The 19,860-nt window shown below is 58.0% G+C and carries 19 protein-coding genes and 2 tRNA genes; 4 read left to right on the top strand and 17 right to left on the bottom strand.

From position 1 onward, the window contains the following. Window positions 1-41 precede the first annotated feature (41 nt). From VGL70_21405 to lsrF, 4 genes are all read right to left on the bottom strand, one after another. Window positions 42-5,516: a GAF domain-containing protein gene (locus tag VGL70_21405; protein ID HEY3306085.1), complete on the bottom strand. Its 5,475-nt coding sequence runs from the start codon at window positions 5,514-5,516 to the stop codon at window positions 42-44. A gap of 111 nt (window positions 5,517-5,627) precedes the next feature. After that, window positions 5,628-5,831 carry a helix-turn-helix domain-containing protein gene (locus tag VGL70_21400; protein ID HEY3306084.1) on the bottom strand — a complete coding sequence of 68 codons (204 nt, stop codon included), beginning with the start codon at window positions 5,829-5,831 and terminating at the stop codon, window positions 5,628-5,630. 304 nt (window positions 5,832-6,135) lie between these two features. Further along, window positions 6,136-7,227, bottom strand: coding sequence for a zinc-dependent dehydrogenase (locus tag VGL70_21395; protein HEY3306083.1), 1,092 nt, complete (start codon window positions 7,225-7,227; stop codon window positions 6,136-6,138). A 35-nt stretch (window positions 7,228-7,262) separates the two neighbouring features. Next, window positions 7,263-8,054, bottom strand: a complete 792-nt coding sequence (lsrF, locus tag VGL70_21390; GenBank protein ID HEY3306082.1) for a 3-hydroxy-5-phosphonooxypentane-2,4-dione thiolase — start codon at window positions 8,052-8,054, stop codon at window positions 7,263-7,265. Window positions 8,055-8,374: 320 nt separating this feature from the next. Between lsrF and VGL70_21385 the strand changes: the two genes are divergently transcribed. Continuing rightward, window positions 8,375-8,788, top strand: coding sequence for a cupin domain-containing protein (locus tag VGL70_21385; GenBank protein HEY3306081.1), 414 nt, complete (start codon window positions 8,375-8,377; stop codon window positions 8,786-8,788). A 178-nt stretch (window positions 8,789-8,966) separates the two neighbouring features. On the opposite strand, the gene VGL70_21380 is transcribed toward VGL70_21385, so the two are convergent. Further along, complete coding sequence (locus VGL70_21380) at window positions 8,967-9,707, bottom strand: EamA family transporter (GenBank protein ID HEY3306080.1); 741 nt, start codon at window positions 9,705-9,707, stop codon at window positions 8,967-8,969. A 31-nt stretch (window positions 9,708-9,738) separates the two neighbouring features. Between VGL70_21380 and VGL70_21375 the strand changes: the two genes are divergently transcribed. Continuing rightward, the gene (locus tag VGL70_21375; protein HEY3306079.1) at window positions 9,739-10,449 is read left to right on the top strand and encodes a formylglycine-generating enzyme family protein; all 711 of its coding nucleotides are present in this window, start codon (window positions 9,739-9,741) and stop codon (window positions 10,447-10,449) included. Window positions 10,450-10,463: 14 nt separating this feature from the next. On the opposite strand, the gene VGL70_21370 is transcribed toward VGL70_21375, so the two are convergent. The 11 genes from VGL70_21370 to ispE form a co-directional block, all read right to left on the bottom strand. After that, the gene (locus tag VGL70_21370) at window positions 10,464-11,543 is read right to left on the bottom strand and encodes a tetratricopeptide repeat protein (GenBank protein HEY3306078.1); all 1,080 of its coding nucleotides are present in this window, start codon (window positions 11,541-11,543) and stop codon (window positions 10,464-10,466) included. Window positions 11,544-11,597: 54 nt separating this feature from the next. Beyond that, complete coding sequence (gene rplI, locus VGL70_21365) at window positions 11,598-12,053, bottom strand: 50S ribosomal protein L9 (GenBank protein HEY3306077.1); 456 nt, start codon at window positions 12,051-12,053, stop codon at window positions 11,598-11,600. Between the two features lie 87 nt (window positions 12,054-12,140). Then, window positions 12,141-13,094 (bottom strand): DUF2232 domain-containing protein, encoded by a 954-nt coding sequence (locus VGL70_21360; protein HEY3306076.1) that lies wholly within the window; start codon window positions 13,092-13,094, stop codon window positions 12,141-12,143. A gap of 24 nt (window positions 13,095-13,118) precedes the next feature. Next, window positions 13,119-13,412, bottom strand: a complete 294-nt coding sequence (rpsR, locus tag VGL70_21355; GenBank protein ID HEY3306075.1) for a 30S ribosomal protein S18 — start codon at window positions 13,410-13,412, stop codon at window positions 13,119-13,121. 55 nt (window positions 13,413-13,467) lie between these two features. After that, window positions 13,468-13,863 carry a 30S ribosomal protein S6 gene (gene rpsF, locus VGL70_21350; GenBank protein HEY3306074.1) on the bottom strand — a complete coding sequence of 132 codons (396 nt, stop codon included), beginning with the start codon at window positions 13,861-13,863 and terminating at the stop codon, window positions 13,468-13,470. A gap of 114 nt (window positions 13,864-13,977) precedes the next feature. Next, on the bottom strand, window positions 13,978-14,535 hold the full coding sequence (gene pth / locus VGL70_21345) for an aminoacyl-tRNA hydrolase (protein HEY3306073.1): 558 nt from the start codon (window positions 14,533-14,535) through the stop codon (window positions 13,978-13,980). Between the two features lie 86 nt (window positions 14,536-14,621). Continuing rightward, window positions 14,622-15,293 (bottom strand): 50S ribosomal protein L25, encoded by a 672-nt coding sequence (locus VGL70_21340; protein ID HEY3306072.1) that lies wholly within the window; start codon window positions 15,291-15,293, stop codon window positions 14,622-14,624. Between the two features lie 31 nt (window positions 15,294-15,324). Continuing rightward, on the bottom strand, window positions 15,325-16,278 hold the full coding sequence (locus VGL70_21335) for a ribose-phosphate pyrophosphokinase (protein HEY3306071.1): 954 nt from the start codon (window positions 16,276-16,278) through the stop codon (window positions 15,325-15,327). 78 nt (window positions 16,279-16,356) lie between these two features. Then, window positions 16,357-16,430, bottom strand: a tRNA-Gln gene (locus VGL70_21330). Between the two features lie 46 nt (window positions 16,431-16,476). Beyond that, window positions 16,477-16,764, bottom strand: coding sequence for a septation regulator SpoVG (gene spoVG / locus VGL70_21325; GenBank protein ID HEY3306070.1), 288 nt, complete (start codon window positions 16,762-16,764; stop codon window positions 16,477-16,479). Between the two features lie 63 nt (window positions 16,765-16,827). Next, window positions 16,828-17,682: a 4-(cytidine 5'-diphospho)-2-C-methyl-D-erythritol kinase gene (ispE, locus tag VGL70_21320; protein HEY3306069.1), complete on the bottom strand. Its 855-nt coding sequence runs from the start codon at window positions 17,680-17,682 to the stop codon at window positions 16,828-16,830. Between the two features lie 55 nt (window positions 17,683-17,737). Here ispE and VGL70_21315 point away from each other — a divergent pair, with 55 nt between their 5' ends. Together VGL70_21315 and VGL70_21310 are read left to right on the top strand one after the other, a co-directional pair. Further along, a complete protein-coding gene (locus tag VGL70_21315; GenBank protein HEY3306068.1) occupies window positions 17,738-18,529 on the top strand; it encodes an inositol monophosphatase family protein in 792 nt (263 codons plus the stop codon). 253 nt (window positions 18,530-18,782) lie between these two features. Then, window positions 18,783-18,857, top strand: a tRNA-Arg gene (locus VGL70_21310). A 106-nt stretch (window positions 18,858-18,963) separates the two neighbouring features. Here the strand turns inward: VGL70_21310 and VGL70_21305 are convergent. Beyond that, complete coding sequence (locus VGL70_21305; protein ID HEY3306067.1) at window positions 18,964-19,722, bottom strand: CoA-transferase; 759 nt, start codon at window positions 19,720-19,722, stop codon at window positions 18,964-18,966. Window positions 19,723-19,860: the final 138 nt, after the last annotated feature.

Here is a 19,860-nt window from a genome sequence, read left to right as displayed (position 1 = left end):
TTTAGCGCGCCGGCGGTCGAAACGACGAAGCCGCAACCGCCTTAGTGAATCTGGGACACATGGCCGGTCAATTCGATATTTTCGCTCTTTGAACTCGCCGACGACGGCAAGATCGGGCACGGTACCTTGAGTGTAAAAATCGATCCTTTTCCTTCCTCCGTCTCGACTTCGATATGACCGCCCAGCAATTCGGTGAAGTGCTTGGCGATATAAAGTCCCAGGCCGACGCCGCCATAACGCCGGGTCTCCGAGCTGTCGGCCTGGCGGAACTTGTCGAAGATAACGGGGAGCTTGTCCTTGGCTATTCCCACCCCGGTATCGGTCACCTTCACTTCCAGCCACGGCGGCTCCAAGAACAACCAGCCGTTGGCAGGTTCGGGAAGCGGCGCCTCGCGCCGACTGTTTTCCGGATTCTGCTTCCGGCCCTCGCTCAGGCGCGCGGTGACGGTGACGCCGCCGGTCTCGGTGAATTTGGTCGCATTGTCGATGAGTTTCTGCAGTACGACCCGCGCTTTGTCGCGATCCAAAAACACCTGAGGCAAGCCGGGAGCGTAATCCCAGTCGAGCGCAATCGGCTTGAGCAGAGAGATGTCGTAGATTCTCTTGAGCTCGTCGAGCAGATCGCTCAAGCCGAACTCGCTGTTTTGCACCCGGACCTCTTTGGCCTCAATGCTGGTGGCGTAGAGAATGCTTGTGATCATGTTCAAAAGATCGCTCGAGCGGCTGATGACTTTCTCCAACGCCCGCTTCTGCTCCAGATTGACGACCCCCAGCATCTCGTCCTTGATCATCGCCGCGTAGCCCATGACCACGTTCAGCGGCGTCCTCAGCTCATGCGACATGACGCTCAAGAATTCGTCTTTGACTTTGTTCGCCTGCATCAGCTCTTCGACCTTCTGTCGGAGCTGCTCGTAAAGCTGGCCGTTTTCGATCGCCACGGCGACTTGGTCCGCGACCGCCTCGAGGAGTTGGATTTCGCCCGGAGTCAATTTTCGCGGGTCTATGCCGGTGCATGCCAGAGTGCCCAAGTTTCTCAGCTTGCCCTTGATCGGGAAGACCGCGAAAAGATGATAGCCGGCACAGCCCGAGGTCTTGCTGCGGCTGAGCTTTTGGTATGTGGGATCGGTCTGAACGTCTTCAAAGATCATAGATCGGCCCGATTCCGCCACCTCGCCGACAATGCCTTGGCCCCTCTGGAAGGACTGGACCGGGACGAAACGATTCGGATCGCTCTCGAAACTGGCTCTTAACGCCAGCTCGTCCGTGCGCTCGTTGTAGATATGAATATGGGTGGCGTCGAAGCCGAAAATGTCGGTGATCTTCCCGATGGCCGATTGAAAGACCCGATCCAGATCCAGCGATTGGCTCGCCGTCGCCGCCACCGCATGGAGCGCCGAAAGCATCCGGTTGGTTTCCTCCAGTTGCTTTTCTCTAAGGCGGGCATTCTCGTAGAGCTGCGAATTGTGAATGGCGATCGCCGCCTGACCCGCCAGGGTGGCGAGAAAATCGACTTCCTCGCCGGTGAAGTCGTGCTCCTCCTTGGTGTAAAACCCAAGCACCCCAAGCGCCTCCTCTTTCACGATCAACGGAACGCCGACATAGGAGGTGAGCCTGTGCTTGCGGTAAAACTCGGCGTCGAGCACGCGCGGGTCGGCCTGCGCGTTCGGGATGATCAAAGGGGTCTTGGTCTCGAACACGACATTGGCGATGCCGCGGCCCGGTTTCCATTGCTCGAGCTTCCATTCGTTTTCGTCCAGATTCCGGCAGGCGACCGGCTCCAACATGCCGTTCTCTTTGTTAAACAGCCTGATGGTAGCCGTCGCGTAGGGAAGGGAGAGATCGATCTTCTCGAGCAAAACATCGAGGACGTTGCGCAGGTCCAGGGTCGAGGAAATGGCTTGGTCGATCTCTCGGAGCGCGCGGATGCGCTCGAGGTTGCGCTCGGTCTCCTGAAACAGCCGGGCGTTCTCCAGCGCCACGCCGAGGGCGTTGGCGATCGAGACCAGGAGCGGGAGCTGGGCCTGGGGAAAATGGCGTTTGGTCTTGGTGCTGACGGCGAGAACCGCGATCACTTTGTCTTTCGCCACGATCGGCACCCACGCGGCGGCGGTGATGTTCTCGCCCTGAAATTTTCCGTGATCGGGAGCGATATCTTCCAGCACCAGGGGCTGTTTCGTCGCGATAATCTGCTGCGTCTTGCCGCCCGGACGAATTTCATCGCGAGTCTTCGCGATGAAGGTCTGGGACATCCCGCGATGCGCTCTAAGGACGAGCTTCGGAGGGTTTCCATCAAGAAACTGGATGTATCCCCCTTCCATGCCGGTCGCTTCGAGGACCGCATCGAGACCCTTGAGAAGAATCTGTTCGATATCGAAAGAGCCGCTGACCGCCGCGGTCACGCCATAGAGAGCCGCCTGCTCGCGCGCCCGGCGCTCGGTCTCCTCGAAGAGGCGGGCATTGGTGAGTGCGATCGCGGTGCCGTTGGCCAACTGCTGGACGAGATCGACTTCGGACTGGCTGAACTCGCGCGGTTTATAAGTGAGCGCCCTGAGAATGCCGATGACCTCGCCGCTCCGCGCGAACAGCGGCACGGCGAGATAGCCGCGGATACCGATCTCACGCGTCGTATCGCCGGCCGGAATAGTCGTGTCTTTCGAGGTATCCGAAATAACCGCGGCGCGCCGATTTTTGACGATCCATCCGGCTCGTCCCCTCAGTCCGCCCAATTTGTACAGAGGCTTGGAATCTGCACCCGACAAGCCGACCGGCGGCAGAATCCCGCCCTGCTCGATCAGCCGGATGTCCGAGATATCGACCTTGAAGTATTCGCGGACTTTGTCCGTGACCTTTTGAAAAAAAGATTTGATGTCGAGAGAGGTGATGTCCTGGCTCAATTCCTTCAGGAGTTTTTGAATCTCCTCCTGCCGCTGGGATTCCTGGTAAAGCCAGCCGTTTTCAACCGCGACTCCGATCACGTTTCCGATGGCCTGCAAGAGATCCACCTCACGCGAGGTGAAAAAACCCGATTGAGCCGTAGAGACGTTGAGGATCCCCACGACTTTCCCATGCGCCTTCAGTGGAATCCAGGCGATGGAGCTGTTGCCTTCATCACGGGTTTCCTCCCTGAGAAGCGCTTTTTCGGGAGCGTTGATGATGACCGGTTCTCCCGTTTCAAAAACCTGATCGCTTTTACCGCCCGGAGTCCGGCGTTGCAGAAGCGTGACGTATTTATCGGAGATGCCCCGGTGGGCTGCTAACTTGACGTCGCCGGTGAGTGGATCCTTCAGCCTGATGTAACCCTTTTCACGCCCTGTGACCTCCAACACCTTGTCCAACGCTAAATGGAGCATTTCGTCGATGTGAAGTGATTGGCTGGTCGCCGTCGCGATCGCGCTAAGAGCTGCCTGCTCTTGCGCCCGCTGCACGGTCTCTTCGAAGAGGCGCGCATTCTCGATCGCAATGGCCACCCCGTTGGCCAACTGCTGGAGAAAATCGACCTGTTCCGGCCTAAAGTCTCGGGGCAAATAAGTCAGCGCTCTGAGAACGCCGATGACCTCCGCGCTCCTCGACAAGAGAGGCACCGCGAGAAAACCCCTGAGGCCGAGATGCCGGATAGAATCGCCGCTGGGAAGGTTCGTCTCTACGTTGATATCCGGAATGATGAGAGGAGTTCGATGCTCTAAAATCCATTTCATCCGCCCTCTCATCTTACCGGATCCCACGAGAAGCTCGGACCATTGCCCCGACCGGCCGATGTACTTCGCGGCCCCTGCCTCGATAATCCGGAAATCGGCGATGTCGACTTTAAACATCTCCCGAACCTTATCTGCGATCTTCGTGAGCGAGCGGTCGAGACCGAGAACCGTAACGTCCTGGCTCACCTCCTTCAGAAGCTTTTGGATATCGTGATGCTGCTGCGACTCTTTATAGAGCCAGGCGTTTTCCAGGGCTACTCCAATAACATTCCCGATCGATTGGAGCAGCTCCACTTCCTGAGTCGAGAAAGGGACCAGCCGCGCCGAGGCGACGTTGAGAATCCCGATCACTTCGCCGCGCGCCTTCACAGGAATCCAAGCCACGACATTTTGCCCCTCGCGGCGCGTCTCTCCTTTGAGCGGTATCGCCGTGGGATCGTTGATGATCACGGGCTTCCCGGTTGTAAAGACCTGATCGGTCTTGCCTCCCGGAGTCCTTTGGTGAATGAGAACGTTAGCGTACTCCTCGGAGATCCCCTTGTGGGCCGCCAGCGTGACCTCGCCAGTAACCAGATCTTTAAGTCGGATGTAACCCCGCTCGCGGCCGGTAACTTCCAGCACTTTTTCGATGGCGATGTTTAGGATCTGTTGCACGTCGAGCGACTGGCTCACAGCCGTGGCGATCGTGTTCAAAGCCGCTTTTTCCTGCGCCTGGCGCTTGGTCTCTTCAAAGAGACGGGCGCTCTCGAGGGCGCCGGTGGCGATATTCGCGTAGGTTTGCAGCAATTCCACTCGCTCGGAAGTAAAAAAACCGTTTTGGCTGCTGTAGAGAATCAGGTGGCCGAACGGCGTGGCGCCGCGCATAAGAGGAAATGCGGCGACCTCGCGATAGCCATGGTCAAGAGCCGGCTTGCGCCACGGCTCAAATCCAGGATCGGTGGCAACGTCCATGACAACCGGCCGGCCGGTCCGGATGGCGCGTCCGGCGGGTCCTTGTCCAAGCGGGGAATCGTCCCAGCGGATTTCGACGTGCCTCAGATACTCCGCTACGTCTCCCGCCCAATAAAGCGGGCGTACTCGGCCGTCGGATTCGGCGCTGCCGATCCAAGCCAAACGTATGCCGAAAGAGGTCACGACGGTTGTCAAAATATCTTGAGCCAGCGTGTCGATATCGACCCGCGCAACCAGCTTCTGCGACGCGCCGATGAGCAAGCTCAGCGACTTGACCAATGCCTCCTGCTGTTCCGCGCGCCGCTTGGTTTCCTCGAGCAGCTCGCGATTCTCCATGGCCACGCCCATTTGACGGGCGATCGCCATGAGGTTGTCCATCTTATCCGCGCTGAAGTGCCCGGCCTTGCCACTGGCAAGATGGACGACTCCGCGCAGCTCGCCGGATACTTTCAGGGGCAGAAAAGCGCACGAGCGAAATCCCGCCTCTATTTGCTTCTTACCCTTCAGCCGCGAATCTTTTGAAATATCCGCCGCGATGATCGGCTCGCCCGACGTGAAGGCGGCGCGGACGGCCGAGCCTTCGTCGAGATCCTGCGTCGACTGCAAGTAAGCGGAAGAAAACCCGACGTGAGCCGGAGAACGAAGAGATTTTGTTTCTTTGTCGAGAATACGAATGAGCGCGGCGTCGGCGCCCGTTGCCTCTTTGAGCCGCTCCACGATTTGTTGAAGCAAGCGGGTGGGATCCGCAGACGCCAAAGGCGCCAGAGCCGCATAGAGGGCCGAAAGGTCCCGCGTTCTTTCGGTAATTTTTCTCTCTAAGCCTTGATAAGATTCTTGTAAGGCTTCGGCCATGCGGTCGGAGAGACCCACGTCAATTACTCCTCGGCTGTCCGTTGCGCCGCTGATCGGCTCGATGAAGCGCCATTGGACTTGCTTTTGAAACGACGATTGCTTGCTGAGTGAACCTATTTTCCCGGAGCGCTATTCGAAAGCCGCCAGTAAGCCCTCTTTTTCCTCCGCCCATTTCTTCAACTGGCTCTCTCGCAGCCGCCACTGACCGCCGACTTTCAACGCCGGGACATCTTTCTTTTGGATCATCCTGAGAATAGTCCGTTTAGACACCTGCAGGATCGTTGCAGCCTCGGCCAGGGTCAGGAATTTGAGTTCGGTCTGCTCACCGTTCATGTTTTCGCACCTCCACGAAGCTGGACATCGGAGCAAGCCATATGCCAGGACGGGTCAGCCTTCTAACCGGCTATTTTTAAAGGCGTCTACTCAGGTCAGGACAAGATGGGCGTGGAATCCGAGGACAATCCACGACAAAAGCGTTGACAAAACTTGCTATCCGAGCCCCCGATAGGACAGGAAGGGCAGAACCTTAGACACGAGTGGCGGATGAGGCCAAAAGGCCGATACCGAGGGAAAAAATGTGCCCATTTAGGCGGAAAAAACCGCCGGGATCGAGGCTTTTTCGAGGAAATTTATGTCTTTAAAGACGCTGGGGATCGATGATCACCTTGATAGAATCGCGCGCGCTCGACACCAGTTCGAAGCCAAGTCCCGCTTCCGCCAAACTTAACCGGTGCGTGATCATCTCGCTGACGCGCACGCGCCGGGTGCGGATCAACTCGATGGCCGCCGCAATATCCTGAGGACTCGCCGCGTACGACGTCGTGACCGTGATTTCATCGCGCCACAACTCGTAAAGCGGGACCGGCACGTTGACGCCCGCCGCGGTCGGCGCGAAGAAAAGAATCGTCCCGCCTCTTTCGACCGACTTGAACGCCTGCTCCACCGCCGGTGTCGCTCCCGTGCAGACGATGACCACGTCAGCCAATCGTCCATCGTTCGCTGTGCGCATTTTTTGCGGCACGTCCTCGGCGGCATGAAGGACAACGTCGGCACCCAACTCGCGCGCCGCCTTGAGGCGAAAATCGTTGACGTCGGTAGCGACGATCAATGCCGCGCCGAGCGCGCGCGCCAACTGCACGTGCAGCAGGCCGGAGATGCCGCTGCCGACGACGAGAACGCTTAGACCGGCGCCCACCCGGGCAAATCTCTGCGCCCGCACGACGCAGCCCAGGGGTTCAATGAACGAGCCGTCTTCGAAAGAGACCTCGTCGGGCAAGCGGGAGGTTCCCAGCTCGACGTTGATCTTGGGCACGCGGATGTACTCGGCAAAGCCGCCGGGGTCGAAATGGGTCCGGCGCAGGGTGTCGCACACCGAATGATGGCCGGCGCGGCAGTAGCGGCAGCTCATGCAGGGAACGTGATGCGAGACGAAAACGCGGTCGCCGGTGTGGTAGTCCTTCACTCCTTCGCCGACAGCCGCAACCTCGCCGGCGATCTCATGGCCCAGCACCAGCGGCGCTTTTTGTATGCGGTACCATTCCATGACGTCCGTGCCACAGATGCCGCTTGCCCTGACCCGCACCAAGAGCTCGCCGGGACCGATTGAGGGAACCGCCATCTCTTCGAGGCGAACGTCCCGGTTGTTGTAGTACATCGCGACGCGCATGAGATCGTGTTCGTGGTCGTGTTTCGTGCTCGTGCCCTGATGATCAGGAATCCGGGCTCGCATTTACGAACACGAGCACGGCGCACGAACACGGGCGGTCATCCTGCCGCTCTTCTGGCTTTTACACCCTTCGTGCTTTCGTAGATCTTATAGGCGTCGGCGACGGAAGCTTTGTCGTGGACGATGGCGCGCACGGCGCGGATCATTCCGACCGGGCTGTCGGACTGAAAAATATTTCGCCCCATATCCACGCCCACGGCGCCGGCCCGAACGGAGTTGTGGGCCAGCTCCAACGCTTCCCTCTCGGGAGTCTTCTTGCCTCCGGCGACGATCACCGGGACCGGGCAGCTTTCGACCAGCTTTTCGAACTCTGCGCAATAATACGTCTTGACGACGTGGGCGCCGAGCTCGGCTGCGATGCGGCAGGCGAGACCGAGATAACGAACGTCGCGCGCCATATCTTTGCCCACCGCGGTGACAGCCAAGACCGGAATCCCGTGCCTCTCACCTTCGTCGACGAGCTTCGCGAGGCTCACCAGCGTCTGCTTCTCGAATTCCGATCCGACGAAAATCGACAAAGCCATCGCCGAGACGTTCAACCGAACGGCGTCCTCGATCGAAACCGTAATGTCCTCGTTGGAAAGCTCTTTCAAGATGCTCGTCCCGCCCGAAACTCTCAGCACCACCGGGACGTTCGCGTTCGGATCGACGGAGGTCCGGAGCACGCCGCGCGTGAGCATGATCGAATCCGCGTGAGGTAAAAGCGGCTCGATCGTCTTGCGCGGCTCTTCGAGTCCGCTCGTCGGGCCCAAGAAATAGCCGTGATCCACGGCGAGCATCACCGCCCGGCCGTCCTCCGGCTTGATGATCCTTGCCAGTCTGTTTTTCATTCCCCAATCCATCTGTGCGAGCCTCCTTGTAACGTGATGATGACCGAACGAACCTATCATAAAATTCCGCAAAAAGTGAAACGGTCATCGCCCAACTATTGTAACCGTCCGCCTGGGGGTTTCTTGAAGGGCCGATGTGTGGGACGAGGAGAACCAAGCGTACCGGGGAGATACCCTCATCATTTTTGTCGGGCGTAAAACAAACGTATCGCATCGGCCCGGAGAGAGACTCCCAGGTGGACGGTTTCCAAACGCGCCTTATAGTTGACACGGCTGCCTGTAGATTGCTAGGCTCTCGCATCAAGCTTGGAGGAGCGACTATGCCGATCGAAATCATCGACACCGTAAAAATGGCGCATCATTTAAAAAAGAGAAAGGTCGTGCTCAACACGCCGAGGTTCCACGCCTGGGTCCATTATTATCCCAATCCCGGAGACAAGGACGACATGCATTGCCACAATGCCGATCAGACTTTTTACGTGATCGAGGGCGAGTGCACGATGCATTTCCCCGACGGCGGCAAGGCCGTGATGACGCCGGGGATGGCGGCGTTGATCACCGGCGGCTCATTCTACCAGTTGGAGAACAGCGGCAGCAGACCGATGGTGATGATGGGCAATCGCTCCGGCGCAAGCGAAGCGATTCAGCACATCAACTACGAGCTGCGCAAGGACATCAAGCAGCTCTCGCCCGAGGAAACGGAGCGGATCCGACACGGCGGCAGCATCCGGTAAATAATGTTGAATGTTGAATTCTTAATTTTGAATTCAATTCATCATTCAAAACTCAAAATTCAACATTTTTTTGGCGGCCAGGCGTAGCGGATTCCCAGGCTCAACAAAATAATCCCGCCGCCGATCAGAGTGGCGCTCGAAGGGATCTCGCCGAAAGCCAGCGCCACCCAGATCGGATTCAGACCGGCTCGACGAGAACGATCAGAGACGCCTCTTGCAGCGGGATTTTTTCCAGCCCCTTGGAAAAGAGAAAGTACGGAATCCCTAGTTGAATCACGCCCATCACGAATAGCGTCACCGTCTCTACCGCGGTCAGGGTAAGCCGCGAATGGATCCAGGGTAAAAGCGCGATGCAGCAGGCGAGATTGTTCACGAGCGTCAAGCACGCCGGATCGGTCTCTTTCAAAAACCTGAGATTCGTCATGTAAATCGAAAAAAAAAGCCCGCTCAAAAGCGCGACGCCGACACCGCCGATGTCGGGAAGACCGGCGCTGCCGGCAAATATCACCCCCACTCCCACCGTGCCCGCGATCAACGTCAGCAGATTGAGTTTTGATATGGGCTCGCGAAACAAGATGCGGGCGAAAATAAACACGAAGATCGGCGCCGAGTACTGCAAGACGATCGCGTTCGCCGCCGTGGTGAGCTTGTTCGCCGAGACGAAAGAGCTGATCGCGGCCGTATAACTCAGAGCGGATACCAAAACCGGCAGGTTGATCTTCCAGCTTTTTCCCTTGATCAGCGGCAGAAAAAAAATCCCGGCGAAAAGACTGCGGTAAAAAACGATCGTCAGCGGATGAAGCTCGAGAAACTTGATGAAAACCCCGGCGAGACTCCACAAAACCGCCGTGACGAGGATCAGAAGCCTGCCGCGGCCCGCATCCGCAGTCGTCAGAATCCTTTCTTCGCCGTTTGACATACAATTTGTGCCCGATTACAGCGTTTCTATCATGGCACGTCTGGAAAAAGAATTTATTCCGGTGATGATCCCTATCCCCGAAGGCGATTTTCTCATGGGGAGCGAAGACGGGATGGATAACGAAAAACCGGTGCACCGGGTGTGGGTGGACGGTTTTTCAATCGGCAAGTTCCCCGTGACCAACCGCGAATACCGAATTTTCGTCGAACAGACGAAATCCGTGCCGCCGCCTTTTTGCTTGGAACCGATGTTCTCTCATCCGGAAAAGCCGGTGGTCGGTGTCAGTTGGCACCATGCCACTGCCTACTGTAGTTGGTTGAGCGAGCGAACCGAAAAAACATTTCGTCTTCCCACGGAAGCGGAATGGGAGCGCGCCGCCCGCGGTGGCAGGGAAAGCCGGAAATATCCGTGGGGCGACGTGACGCCGGAGGAGAGAGGATATGCTGGTTATGACCTCGAGCACGGCGGCCCGGAGCGCGTCGGCGCCAACCAGCCGAACGGGTTCGGTCTTTACGACATCAGCGCGAGCGTTCACGAATGGTGCAGCGACTTTTACGATCCAAGCTATTATCAGATATCGCCGGAAAAGAATCCGTCCGGCCCGTCCTCCGGACCGAGAAAAGTCTCGCGCGGAGGATCGTGGCGGCACAAGATCAAATTCAGCCGCTGCGCTGCGCGCAGCTCGCTCAACCCGGCTTTCAAGTACGCGGATTACGGCTTTCGCGCGGCGATGAATATTTGACGATCCTCATGCAGCTACTTGACCGAGTAGAGGCGAATTAAAGTTTTTCTGTCGCGCTCCGACAGACCGCTCTTATTCCTATGGCTCATGGAGAGGAACATGATATCTACGGGATTGTCGCTATGCTCGAGAATACCGAGAACGTGCCCGATCTCGTGAAGCGCGGTGGCTCTTATCAAATCGTCGTCGATCGGGCGCATGGCGCTGACCGGAACCGTCAAGATAACCATGGCGGCTTTCTTGATAAGGCCGTCTTCCTGAAAGAATACCATCGCTTCGCCCGCCTCGACGCGATTGCTAAGTTGCGACGGATCGCCGCTCCAGAGACATGCAATATCGGCCTGCGCAAGGTCCTCGACAAACCTGAACGCCACCGCCCCACGAGAGGCTGCGGCCCAATTGTCGAAAGAGGCCCTGAGTATATCGTCGTACCGGGGGTGGAATCCCGTTATGCCTTGGGACGGATGAATATACACTCGTAACGGCATCGACTCGGCCGGCCATTTTTTCGTTCCATTCCGGGTGGCTTTAAAAAAGTAATCTTCGCCGGTTTTTGCCCGGTCTGCGCTGTTAACATATAGCCTCGACTGTTCCAACTCCCGTTCCAAAATTTTGATCTCATCGACCACCAACGGAATTTCCGGATCATTGGGAAATCGCCGAACGAATTCCTGGGAATACTTGACACTTTCCTCGAGCTGTCCAGTGGTAAGATAGAGGTTGCCGAGCAGCAACCAGGCCACCGGAAGCTCTGTCTTCATGGCTACGAGCGCCCTCAATCGCTGTAAAGCCTCCTCGGTCTTACCGAGTCGCGACAGAACCAACGCTAAATTATAGTGAGCCTCGGGAAAATCCGGGGCTAGCTTGAGGGCGTTCAGCAGTTTCTCTTTCGCTTCTTCCAGGCGGTTTGAGTTGATAAGCGGAAGGGTTTCGTTGACGAGAATTGCGGCCCGGTAAACCTGATAGGAGACAAGCTTCTCTCCGATATAATATTCGTTGCGCGCGTCCAGCGGTCTGGGAACGCACAGAAAGGCAAGCGAGGTGAAGAGGATGAGTGATCTTACCGTTAGGCGGGCCAGAGTTCGCGAAGCCATATCGGTCTCATTCGAAACCGGCGCTGCGGACACCTCTCCAAAAAAACAAGGCCCTTACTTTTTCTCCTGCTCGGCAACCACCGAAACTTGCACGTTGGCCTGCACTTCGGACGTGAAGCGGACCGGCACCTGATAGTCGCCGACCATTTTGATCGGCTCGCTCAGATGGATCTTGCGCCGCTCGATCTCGATGCCCTTGGCTTTAAGCGCCTTCTCGATGTCGATGTTGGTCACCGAGCCGAAGAGCTTGCCCTCTTCGCCCGCCTTGACCTGGATGACGAGAGAGACTTGAGACAGCTTTTCCGCCAGCGCCTGGGCTTGATTGACGACCCGCGCTTTCTGCGACTGAACCACTTGTTTCTGATGCTCGAAGCCCTTGAGGTTTTTCTTATTGGCAACGAGAACCAGCCCGCGCGGCAGAAGATAGTTGCGCGCGTAGCCGTCGCGCACCCGCACCACCTCGCCCATCTTTCCCACGTTGGGGATGTCTTCTTTCAAAATCACTTCCATGGCTTGCTCCTTCTTTTCAACTCATCGCTTCAGCCGGAGGCTGATCCGCCTTGGGCGGAGACGGCTAACCGCTGAAAGCCGCTTTTTTCAAGATACCCGGCCCGGATTGAAATCCTTTTTCTTCAAGCGGCGAAAATCGCCCCACAGATCGAACAGGCCGAGCGCGACCACAAAAACCGTGCATACCTGCTCGAACACGATCAAGATGTACGCCAGGCTGCGGAAAAAATACGGCACGCGCTTGTGATGGAAATAATACGCGATGATCGAAAGCCCCTGAAAGAAATAAAAGAGCGCGATCCCGAGGAAAAGATTCAAGGCGAGTGTCTTCACGATTTCCGCGCCCGGAACAAACAGGGCGAAGCCTGACGCAAGGAAGCACCAGACGAGAAATTCCGGCGAGCGCCATTCCCTCAAATCCTGGCTCGCGCCGAAGAAAAAAGCATAGCGATCGGGGAAACGGCGCAGGAGCAAAAAAAGATTGATCAGGACCAGCGTCACAAACCCGGCGAATGCCAGCGCCGGCAGGATTCTGAGAGTCATGTCGATCATCTGCGGCGCGTTCTCTTTTAAGAACTCCAACCCCTGAGGAGAAAAACCAACCGTGCCGTAAACCTCGATCGAGGCGTGCAAATTTTCCTGGAGCGCCGCGCGGATGCCCTGCTGAATGCCGGATACGGAACCGAACACCAGCAAGAGAGCGGCGGCCAGAGCGGCGAGCATTCCTGCCGCCGTGCTGGCCACAACCCGTTCGATCGACCAATCGCGACCGAGACAGAGAAAAAGCAAAAGCACCATCAGCGCCAGGAAAGAATAGGCGAGGCCCAGTTCCCTCCCCCCGAGTGACGCAACCAATGCCAGCGCCAGCAATAGCAGGCCGGTCGCTTGAGCTCTTCCGTGCCGCAGTCCGAAAGCGAGCGCCGGCTGGGGAATCAGCGGAATCAACAACATGCCGGCCAGCGGAATCACGGCTCCACAAAGAGCGAGCAAAACCGTGGAGGCTAAAGCCAGTAAAAAGCTCTTGGCGACTTGCCAACTCATAACGAGCCGCAGAGTAGAACCCGCTCAGTTTTTGACTGTGGTGAACGGCAGGAGGGCGACGCTGCGCGCCCTCTTGATCGCGACCGTGAGAAGTCGCTGATGACGCGCGCACGTGCCGGTGATCCGGCTGGGAGTGATCTTTCCTCTCTCGGTGACGAACTGGGTCAAAATTCTGATGTCCTTGTAATCGATCCTGGCCTCTTTATCGGCGCAAAAGCGGCAAACTTTGCGCCGCATCATGGGCCGGCGGCGGCCACCGCCCTTCTCTTCGTCGGATCGCTCACGGGGCGGCCGGGAATATGAAGATGGCTGGGCCATGGTCTGATTTTCCCTCGCTGTGTTCAGTCGGAAAACGCTCTTACTCGTCCCGCGCTTACGCTTGCGGCTCGGCCTTCGCGGCGTCCTCTTCCTTTTTGCCGGCTTCTCCGGAAATCTTCTTGGCCGTGGTTTGCGGGGCCGTCTGGGCGCTTTCGTCTACACGCACGGTAAGATACCGCAGCACGCCGTCGGTGAGCTTCATCGTGCGTTCCAACTCGTCCACCGCGCGCGCCGGGGAGTTGTATTGGAGCAACGTGTAGTAGCCCTTCATCTGCTTGCCGATGCGGTAGGCCAGATCTTTGAGCCCCCATTCTTCCAGGTGGGCGACGGTTCCGCCCTGCTCTTCGACGATTTTCTTGAATCTTTCGATGTACTCCTTTACCGTCCCTCCCCTGTCGGGATGGAGTATGAACATCGTCTCGTAAAGCGCCACTGTCGGTTTTGTCGCCATAAAAAATTGTTACTTGTGGCTTATCACAAGCGTCTGGGCTTTACAATTGAGCGTGATACAAATACGACGCGCGTGACTTGAGAGGGGATCAACCTCATTCATTGTGATGCTCGATCACTCCGCCCGGTTGAATTTTTCCATCGCCCGCCGAGCGCCTTCATCGAGCAAACATTGAACCGCCTCGACCGCCTTGGAGATAATTTCGTCCAGCCTCGCCGCTTCATCTGGAGAAAATTTCTGTAAGACGAAAACAGTAGGATCGACTCCTGGCGGCGGGCGGCCGATACCGATCCGCAGGCGTGAAAAACCCTGTTCACCCAACACTCCCGTCGCAGAAATCATGCCGCGGTGACCGCCGGGGCTGCCTTGCTGACGAATTCGCATGCGGCCGAAGGGAAGGTCGAGATCGTCGTGGATCAGGACAATATTTTCTTTTTCGACTGGAAGGCTCTCGAGCGTCTTGCCGCTTTGGTTCATGTAAGTCAGCGGCTTGACCAGCAGAACCTTTTCGCCATCCCGGTTCCACTCGCCGATGAGAGCATCGTGCCTCTCTTTTTCCGTGAAGGCGACTCGGTTTTCAGCGGCGAGGCGATCCACAACCATGAAACCCAGGTTGTGTCGCGTTCGCTCGTACTTCTTTCCCGGATTGCCCAGCCCGACAACGACCTTCACTGATCAGAGTTTCTGAGAGAAACCGCGCTCGCCGCATGCCGTATTCGTAGGCGCGTCGGTGATTTCAGCACGAACACGAAACACGATCATTTCTCCTCTTTGCCCTCTTCCTCTTTCTTCTCCTCGACGGGGGCCGCAGGCGCTTCCGCTCCCTCGACCGCAACGACAGGCGCCTCGACCGGCGTCGGCGCCTCTTCGATGCTGGGCGGCACAACCGTGACGAGCGTCAGGTCTGATTCAGAGGCGGCGGTAACGCCCTCCGGCATAGTCAGCTCGGTAACGTGCAGTGAATCGCCGATATCGAGCGCCGAAACCTCGACGTCGAAAAACTCCGGTATATCCATCGGCAGACATTCGACCTCGACTTCGCGCACGACCGGCTGGAGAATCCCGCCGCGGACGACGCCCGCCGCCTTGCCGACGAAGTGGAGCGGCACCTTGACGCGGATCTTCGCGGAGAGATCGACTTCATAGAAATCCGCATGGACGATTTCGCCCGTAACGGGATGGAACTGCATCTCTTTCACGAGCGCGACCCTGTCCGCCAGCAGCGGCGACGCGGATTTGATGCGGATGAGATGCGACCCCTCCAGATCGGCGACGCGGGTGAGAAAGTCCTTCCTATCGACCTCCAGCGGAACCGTTTGGGTCTTGGGTCCGTAAAAAACGCCCGGCAGCTTGCCGTCGCGGCGCAGACGCTTCGCTTTGCCTTTGGCCCCGGTCTCGCGCGGTTCGATCTTTATCTCGACGGTTTCCACTGATACGACCTCCTAAAATTTTTCCGCTCGCTCAGTCGAAGAGCGAGCTGATCGACCGCTCCTCGTGCGTGCGCCGGATCGCTTCGCCGATCAGGTGGGCGACGGAAAGAACTTTGATTTTGTTGCAGCTTGCCGATTGCGGGCTGAGCGGAACGGAATTTGTGGCGATCAACTCTTCCAAGGGCGACTCATTGATCTTCTGAATCGCCGGCCCGGACAATACCGCATGCGTGCAGCACGCGAGAATTCTCCTGGCCCCTTCGCGCTTGAGCGCGCCGGAGGCCATCGTCAACGTCCCGGCCGTGTCCACCATGTCGTCGAGCAGCACCGCGATCTGTCCCTTGACCTCGCCGATGATGTTCATCTCGGCAACGACGTTGGGACCCGACCGCCGCTTGTCGATGATCGCGAGCGAAGCGTCGAGCCTAGTCGCAAAATCGCGCGCCCGCTCCACGCCGCCGGCGTCCGGCGAGACGATCGTCACCTCGCTGTGATTGAGCCGTCGCTTCAAGTACTGAAGCAGCACCGGGGTCGCGTAGAGATTGTCCACGGGGATGTTAAAAAATCCCTGGATCTGTCCCGAGTGGAGGTCCATCGTGAGAATTCGCGATGCCCCCGCGGTCGTGATCAGGTCGGCCACCAGCTTCGCGCTGATGGGGACCCGCGGCGCGACCTTGCGGTCCTGCCGGGCGTAGCCATAATAGGGGATGACCGCGGTGATCCGCTTCGCCGAGGCGCGCTTGAAGGCGTCCAGCATCAGCAACAATTCCATCAGGTTGTTGTTTCCCGGCGAACAGGTGGACTGGATCACGAACACGTCGCCGCCGCGCACGTTTTCTTTGACCTCGACCCGGCTTTCCCCGTCGCTGAAGGTTTCCACCGTCGCCTGGCCGAGCGGGATCTTGAGGTGCTGGCAAATCTCCTGCGCGAGCGGCAGATTCGAATTGCCGGCGAAGATTTTCAAGTCGTCTTGATGCTGGCTCATGGCTTACGGCGAACCCGTTAAAAATAGAACAGCCGGAGTGTCAAATCAACTCCGGCATCTCCATCATCTTGGAAAAACTGGCTGGGCGGGAAGGATTCGAACCTTCGATACCGGATCCAAAGTCCGGGGCCTTACCACTTGGCGACCGCCCAACCCCGAACTCCTCAAAGAGCTCGCGCGCTCTTCGAGGAACTCTCATCATTGACCGCCTAGCGCTCGCTCTCCACCGCCCTCAGCGACCACTTTGTGATATTCGGCGATGATCTTTTCTTCGATCATCCTGCGAGTCTCGTTGTTGATGGGATGAGCGATGTCTCTATACGTGCCGTCCTTGCGCTTCTTGCTCGGCATCGAAACAAACAGGCCCGTTGCGCCCTGGATAATCTTGAGATCCCTGATGACGAAACACTGGTCAAACGTGATCGTAACGTAAGCCCTGAGCTTTTCCTCGTTGACAGGAAAGACCCTAACCTCCGTAATCTCCATAGGGACCCCCTTTGCGTCGAGCCTGCCAGGGTGCTCAGCGAGTTGTACGTTAGGCTTTCTGTCTCAGCTCAATGATCGCACAAGATACGCTTGTGTCCCATCCTCCTTGCGCAAACGGAGAAACGCTTTTCTGGCCTTGTCTCCGGTAAAAAAAATCCCAAACACCGATGAGCCGCTCCCCGACATCAGAGCCCCCGCAGCGCCTTCCTGGAGCAGCCGCTTTTTGAGAAAGGCGACTTTAGGGTAGCGGCGAAAAACAACCTTTTCCAGGTCATTGACCAACGATCGTGCAAGCTTTTTGCCACTGCGTGCCGAAAAATTAAGGCTAGTATTTTCAATACCTTTTGTCAACGTGTAAGACAGATTCCGATACACCCATGAGGTCGATATAGGGAACCCGGGATACAGGATGACTACCCAAAACCGCCGGTGGGTGCGCCGTGGATGGACTTCATCCCCAATCCCTCGCGCCCTGGCGGGGCGACCGTAGATAAAAAAGGGCACATCCGCGCCGAGCGCGGCCGCCAGCGAAAGAAGCTCGCGCCGGGTTTTTTTAAGCTGGAACAGCCGGTTGAGCCCCAGCAAAACCGCCGCGGCGTCGCTGCTGCCGCCGCCAAGCCCGGCGCCGACCGGAATGTTCTTCCGGATGTCGATATGAAGAGCCTCGCGAGCGGCTCGCTTTCCGAGCAGCACCTCGGCCGCTCGATAGGCCAGGTTCCGTTTTCCCGACGGGACCAGCGAATGGTCGCAAGTAACGGTAAGACCCTTCGCCGCATGACGGCGCTTGGGCCTCGTGATCTCGATTTCATCGTACAGGCCGATCGGGATCATGAGGGTGTCGAGGAGATGGTAACCGTCGCGCCTCTTCCCCACCACCCGCAAAGATAAATTTATCTTCGCGGGCGCTCGAATCCTCATGCTCGATTAGGTAACATAGGGTATTCACCTTTGCCAAGACGGAAAGCATGGAGCGATGATGAAAAAATTTCTCTCGGTCGCGTGGCGGGCAGCGAGACTTGCGGGCGGTTTGATCCGGGAAAACTGGCAACAGGCCAAAGAAGTGCATTACAAATCGACCATCAACCTCGTGACCGCGACCGACCGGCAGGCGGAGGAAAAGATCGTCGATTTGTTGCTCAAGAACTTTCCCGACCACTCGATTCTCGCCGAGGAAGAGACGGCGATCGTGGCGCCCGGCAGCGACTATCGCTGGCTCATCGATCCGCTCGACGGCACGACCAACTTCGCCCATTCCTATCCGCAGTTCGCCGTCTCGATCGCGCTGGAGCACGAGGGACAGGTCGTTCTCGGCGTCGTCTATGATCCGCTGCGCGAAGAAGGCTTCAGCGCGATCAAAGGGGAAGGCGCGCTGCTGAACGACAGGCCGATCAGCACCTCAAAGATTCCAGAGCTTGATAAGGCTCTGCTGGCGACCGGCTTCCCCTACGATCATCGCGAGAATATCGATTTCTATCTCAAGTTCTTTCGCGCCTTCGCCAAGCGCAGCCAGGGGATCCGACGCGCGGGAGCGGCGGCTCTCGATCTCTGTTATCTGGCCTGCGGCCGGCTGGACGGCTTTTGGGAGCTGAAGCTACATCCCTGGGACACGGCGGCGGGGACGCTGATCGTCCGCGAAGCGGGCGGCACCGTCACGGATTTTTCCGGCAAGCCGTTTTCGATCTCGGGCGAAGAGACGCTGGCGTCCAACGGCCTGATCCACGCCGAGATGCTCGAAGCGCTCAAGGAAGTAAAACAGAGTCGTTAGTGTTCCGGTAGTCCATCAGCGTCATTCCCGCGAAAGCGGGAATCCAGACCCTTTTTGAATTCCCTGGATTCCGGCTCTCGCGAGCATCGGCCCGCTCGGCCGGAATGACGGTCTGACATGGACGGCGAATTTCTGAAACACCACACTCCGGATGACCGCCCTATCGGCCGCAGTTGAGAGCGCGCCTCCCGAGAGCGAACAACAGAGCGACAACATTGACTGAGCGGAAGTCGGTTGATAGAACAATCTTCGCGCGCCCGTAGTGAAACGGATATCACGAAGGCCTCCGAAGCCTTAAGTCCGAGTTCGACTCTCGGCGGGCGCACCACATCTCGCCTGTGACTTTCCTTAAAGGGCCCGCGGGATGACGCTCATGGCGATCTTGGACCCCCTGCCGCGCTTCCGACCCACCGCGTTGAACGGCGATCTCCCGCCTAATTCCCGGTCCAAACTCCATTTGGGTCGTACTTTCTCACTGCGACAAGCTCTTCGGCGGATGGCGATTGGGTCTCGCGAACCTCATCGGCAACCCTGAGAGCCCAGCCGGTTTCCTGCCGGATTTTCTCGATGGAGAGCCCGAGATGGAACGAGCTTAAAACCATCTCGCGGCTCTCCGGGTCAAAGGAAAAAATCCCCAGGCTCGTTATCACTCGCGCCGGGCCGCCTCCCTTGAGATTTTTTCCCTCGCGCCAGCCTTTCCCTTCTCCGTGGCCGGGCGAGGTGATGAAGTGCACTTTCGACGGAAAACGTCGCCGCTCGTGGTTCATAATAATGATGCAGCGCCCGGCCAGACTGGCGATGTCCGCCGCGCCGCCGCTTCCCGGAAGCCGCACGCGCCTGCCGTTTTCCTCGACCCAGTGCGTATTGAGGTTGCCGAAGCGGTCGATCTCGGCGCCGCCGATGAAGCCGAGATCGACGCGACCGGCTTGCAGGAGCGACATCACGTCGACCAGGCCGCAACATGAAAGCGAGCGGCTTACATTGGGCGGATCGCTCATCGTGAAGATCGGCGCGAGCGCGGGCCAGTCGCGGATGACGCCGTTCTCGAAGAGGCCGACGGCGCGCGGCGCATGAAGCTCTTTGGCGACGGCGAAGCCCAGAAGCGGCAGCCGCATCCCGACGAAGACGATCTCTCCATCGCGGATCTCCCGGGCCGCCGCGATCACCATCAGTTCTTTGAGCGTATAGTCCATCTGCCGTCACCTAGCCCGGCACTCTCATGGTGCGAGAAAAAATCATGCCGTGCGGCGATCGACGGGGCGAGTCGCGACGGGCAACGGCACCGATCGCGAAGGTCGCCTAATGGCAGGATCTATTGCCGTTGCCCGAAT

It is taken from the genome of Candidatus Binatia bacterium, assembly GCA_036504975.1.
Taxonomy (GTDB): Bacteria; Desulfobacterota; Binatia; order UBA9968; family UBA9968; genus JAJPJQ01.
This window is presented reverse-complemented; position numbering and strand designations above follow the sequence as displayed.

Bases quoted from the DNA above. Each gene is read 5' to 3' on its own strand.
- VGL70_21360 (HEY3306076.1), bottom strand. From the start codon at position 13,094: ATGAGTTGGCAAGTCGCCAAGAGCTTTTTACTGGCTTTAGCCTCCACG.
- VGL70_21375 (HEY3306079.1), top strand. From the start codon at position 9,739: ATGGCACGTCTGGAAAAAGAATTTATTCCGGTGATGATCCCTATCCCC.
- lsrF (HEY3306082.1), bottom strand. From the start codon at position 8,054: ATGAAAAACAGACTGGCAAGGATCATCAAGCCGGAGGACGGCCGGGCG.
- VGL70_21395 (HEY3306083.1), bottom strand. From the start codon at position 7,227: ATGCGAGCCCGGATTCCTGATCATCAGGGCACGAGCACGAAACACGAC.
- rpsR (HEY3306075.1), bottom strand. From the start codon at position 13,412: ATGGCCCAGCCATCTTCATATTCCCGGCCGCCCCGTGAGCGATCCGAC.
- VGL70_21370 (HEY3306078.1), bottom strand. From the start codon at position 11,543: ATGGCTTCGCGAACTCTGGCCCGCCTAACGGTAAGATCACTCATCCTC.
- VGL70_21305 (HEY3306067.1), bottom strand. From the start codon at position 19,722: ATGGACTATACGCTCAAAGAACTGATGGTGATCGCGGCGGCCCGGGAG.
- spoVG (HEY3306070.1), bottom strand. From the start codon at position 16,764: ATGGAGATTACGGAGGTTAGGGTCTTTCCTGTCAACGAGGAAAAGCTC.
- VGL70_21315 (HEY3306068.1), top strand. From the start codon at position 17,738: ATGATGAAAAAATTTCTCTCGGTCGCGTGGCGGGCAGCGAGACTTGCG.
- VGL70_21400 (HEY3306084.1), bottom strand. From the start codon at position 5,831: ATGAACGGTGAGCAGACCGAACTCAAATTCCTGACCCTGGCCGAGGCT.
- VGL70_21380 (HEY3306080.1), bottom strand. From the start codon at position 9,707: ATGTCAAACGGCGAAGAAAGGATTCTGACGACTGCGGATGCGGGCCGC.
- ispE (HEY3306069.1), bottom strand. From the start codon at position 17,682: ATGAGGATTCGAGCGCCCGCGAAGATAAATTTATCTTTGCGGGTGGTG.
- rplI (HEY3306077.1), bottom strand. From the start codon at position 12,053: ATGGAAGTGATTTTGAAAGAAGACATCCCCAACGTGGGAAAGATGGGC.
- VGL70_21385 (HEY3306081.1), top strand. From the start codon at position 8,375: ATGCCGATCGAAATCATCGACACCGTAAAAATGGCGCATCATTTAAAA.
- rpsF (HEY3306074.1), bottom strand. From the start codon at position 13,863: ATGGCGACAAAACCGACAGTGGCGCTTTACGAGACGATGTTCATACTC.
- VGL70_21335 (HEY3306071.1), bottom strand. From the start codon at position 16,278: ATGAGCCAGCATCAAGACGACTTGAAAATCTTCGCCGGCAATTCGAAT.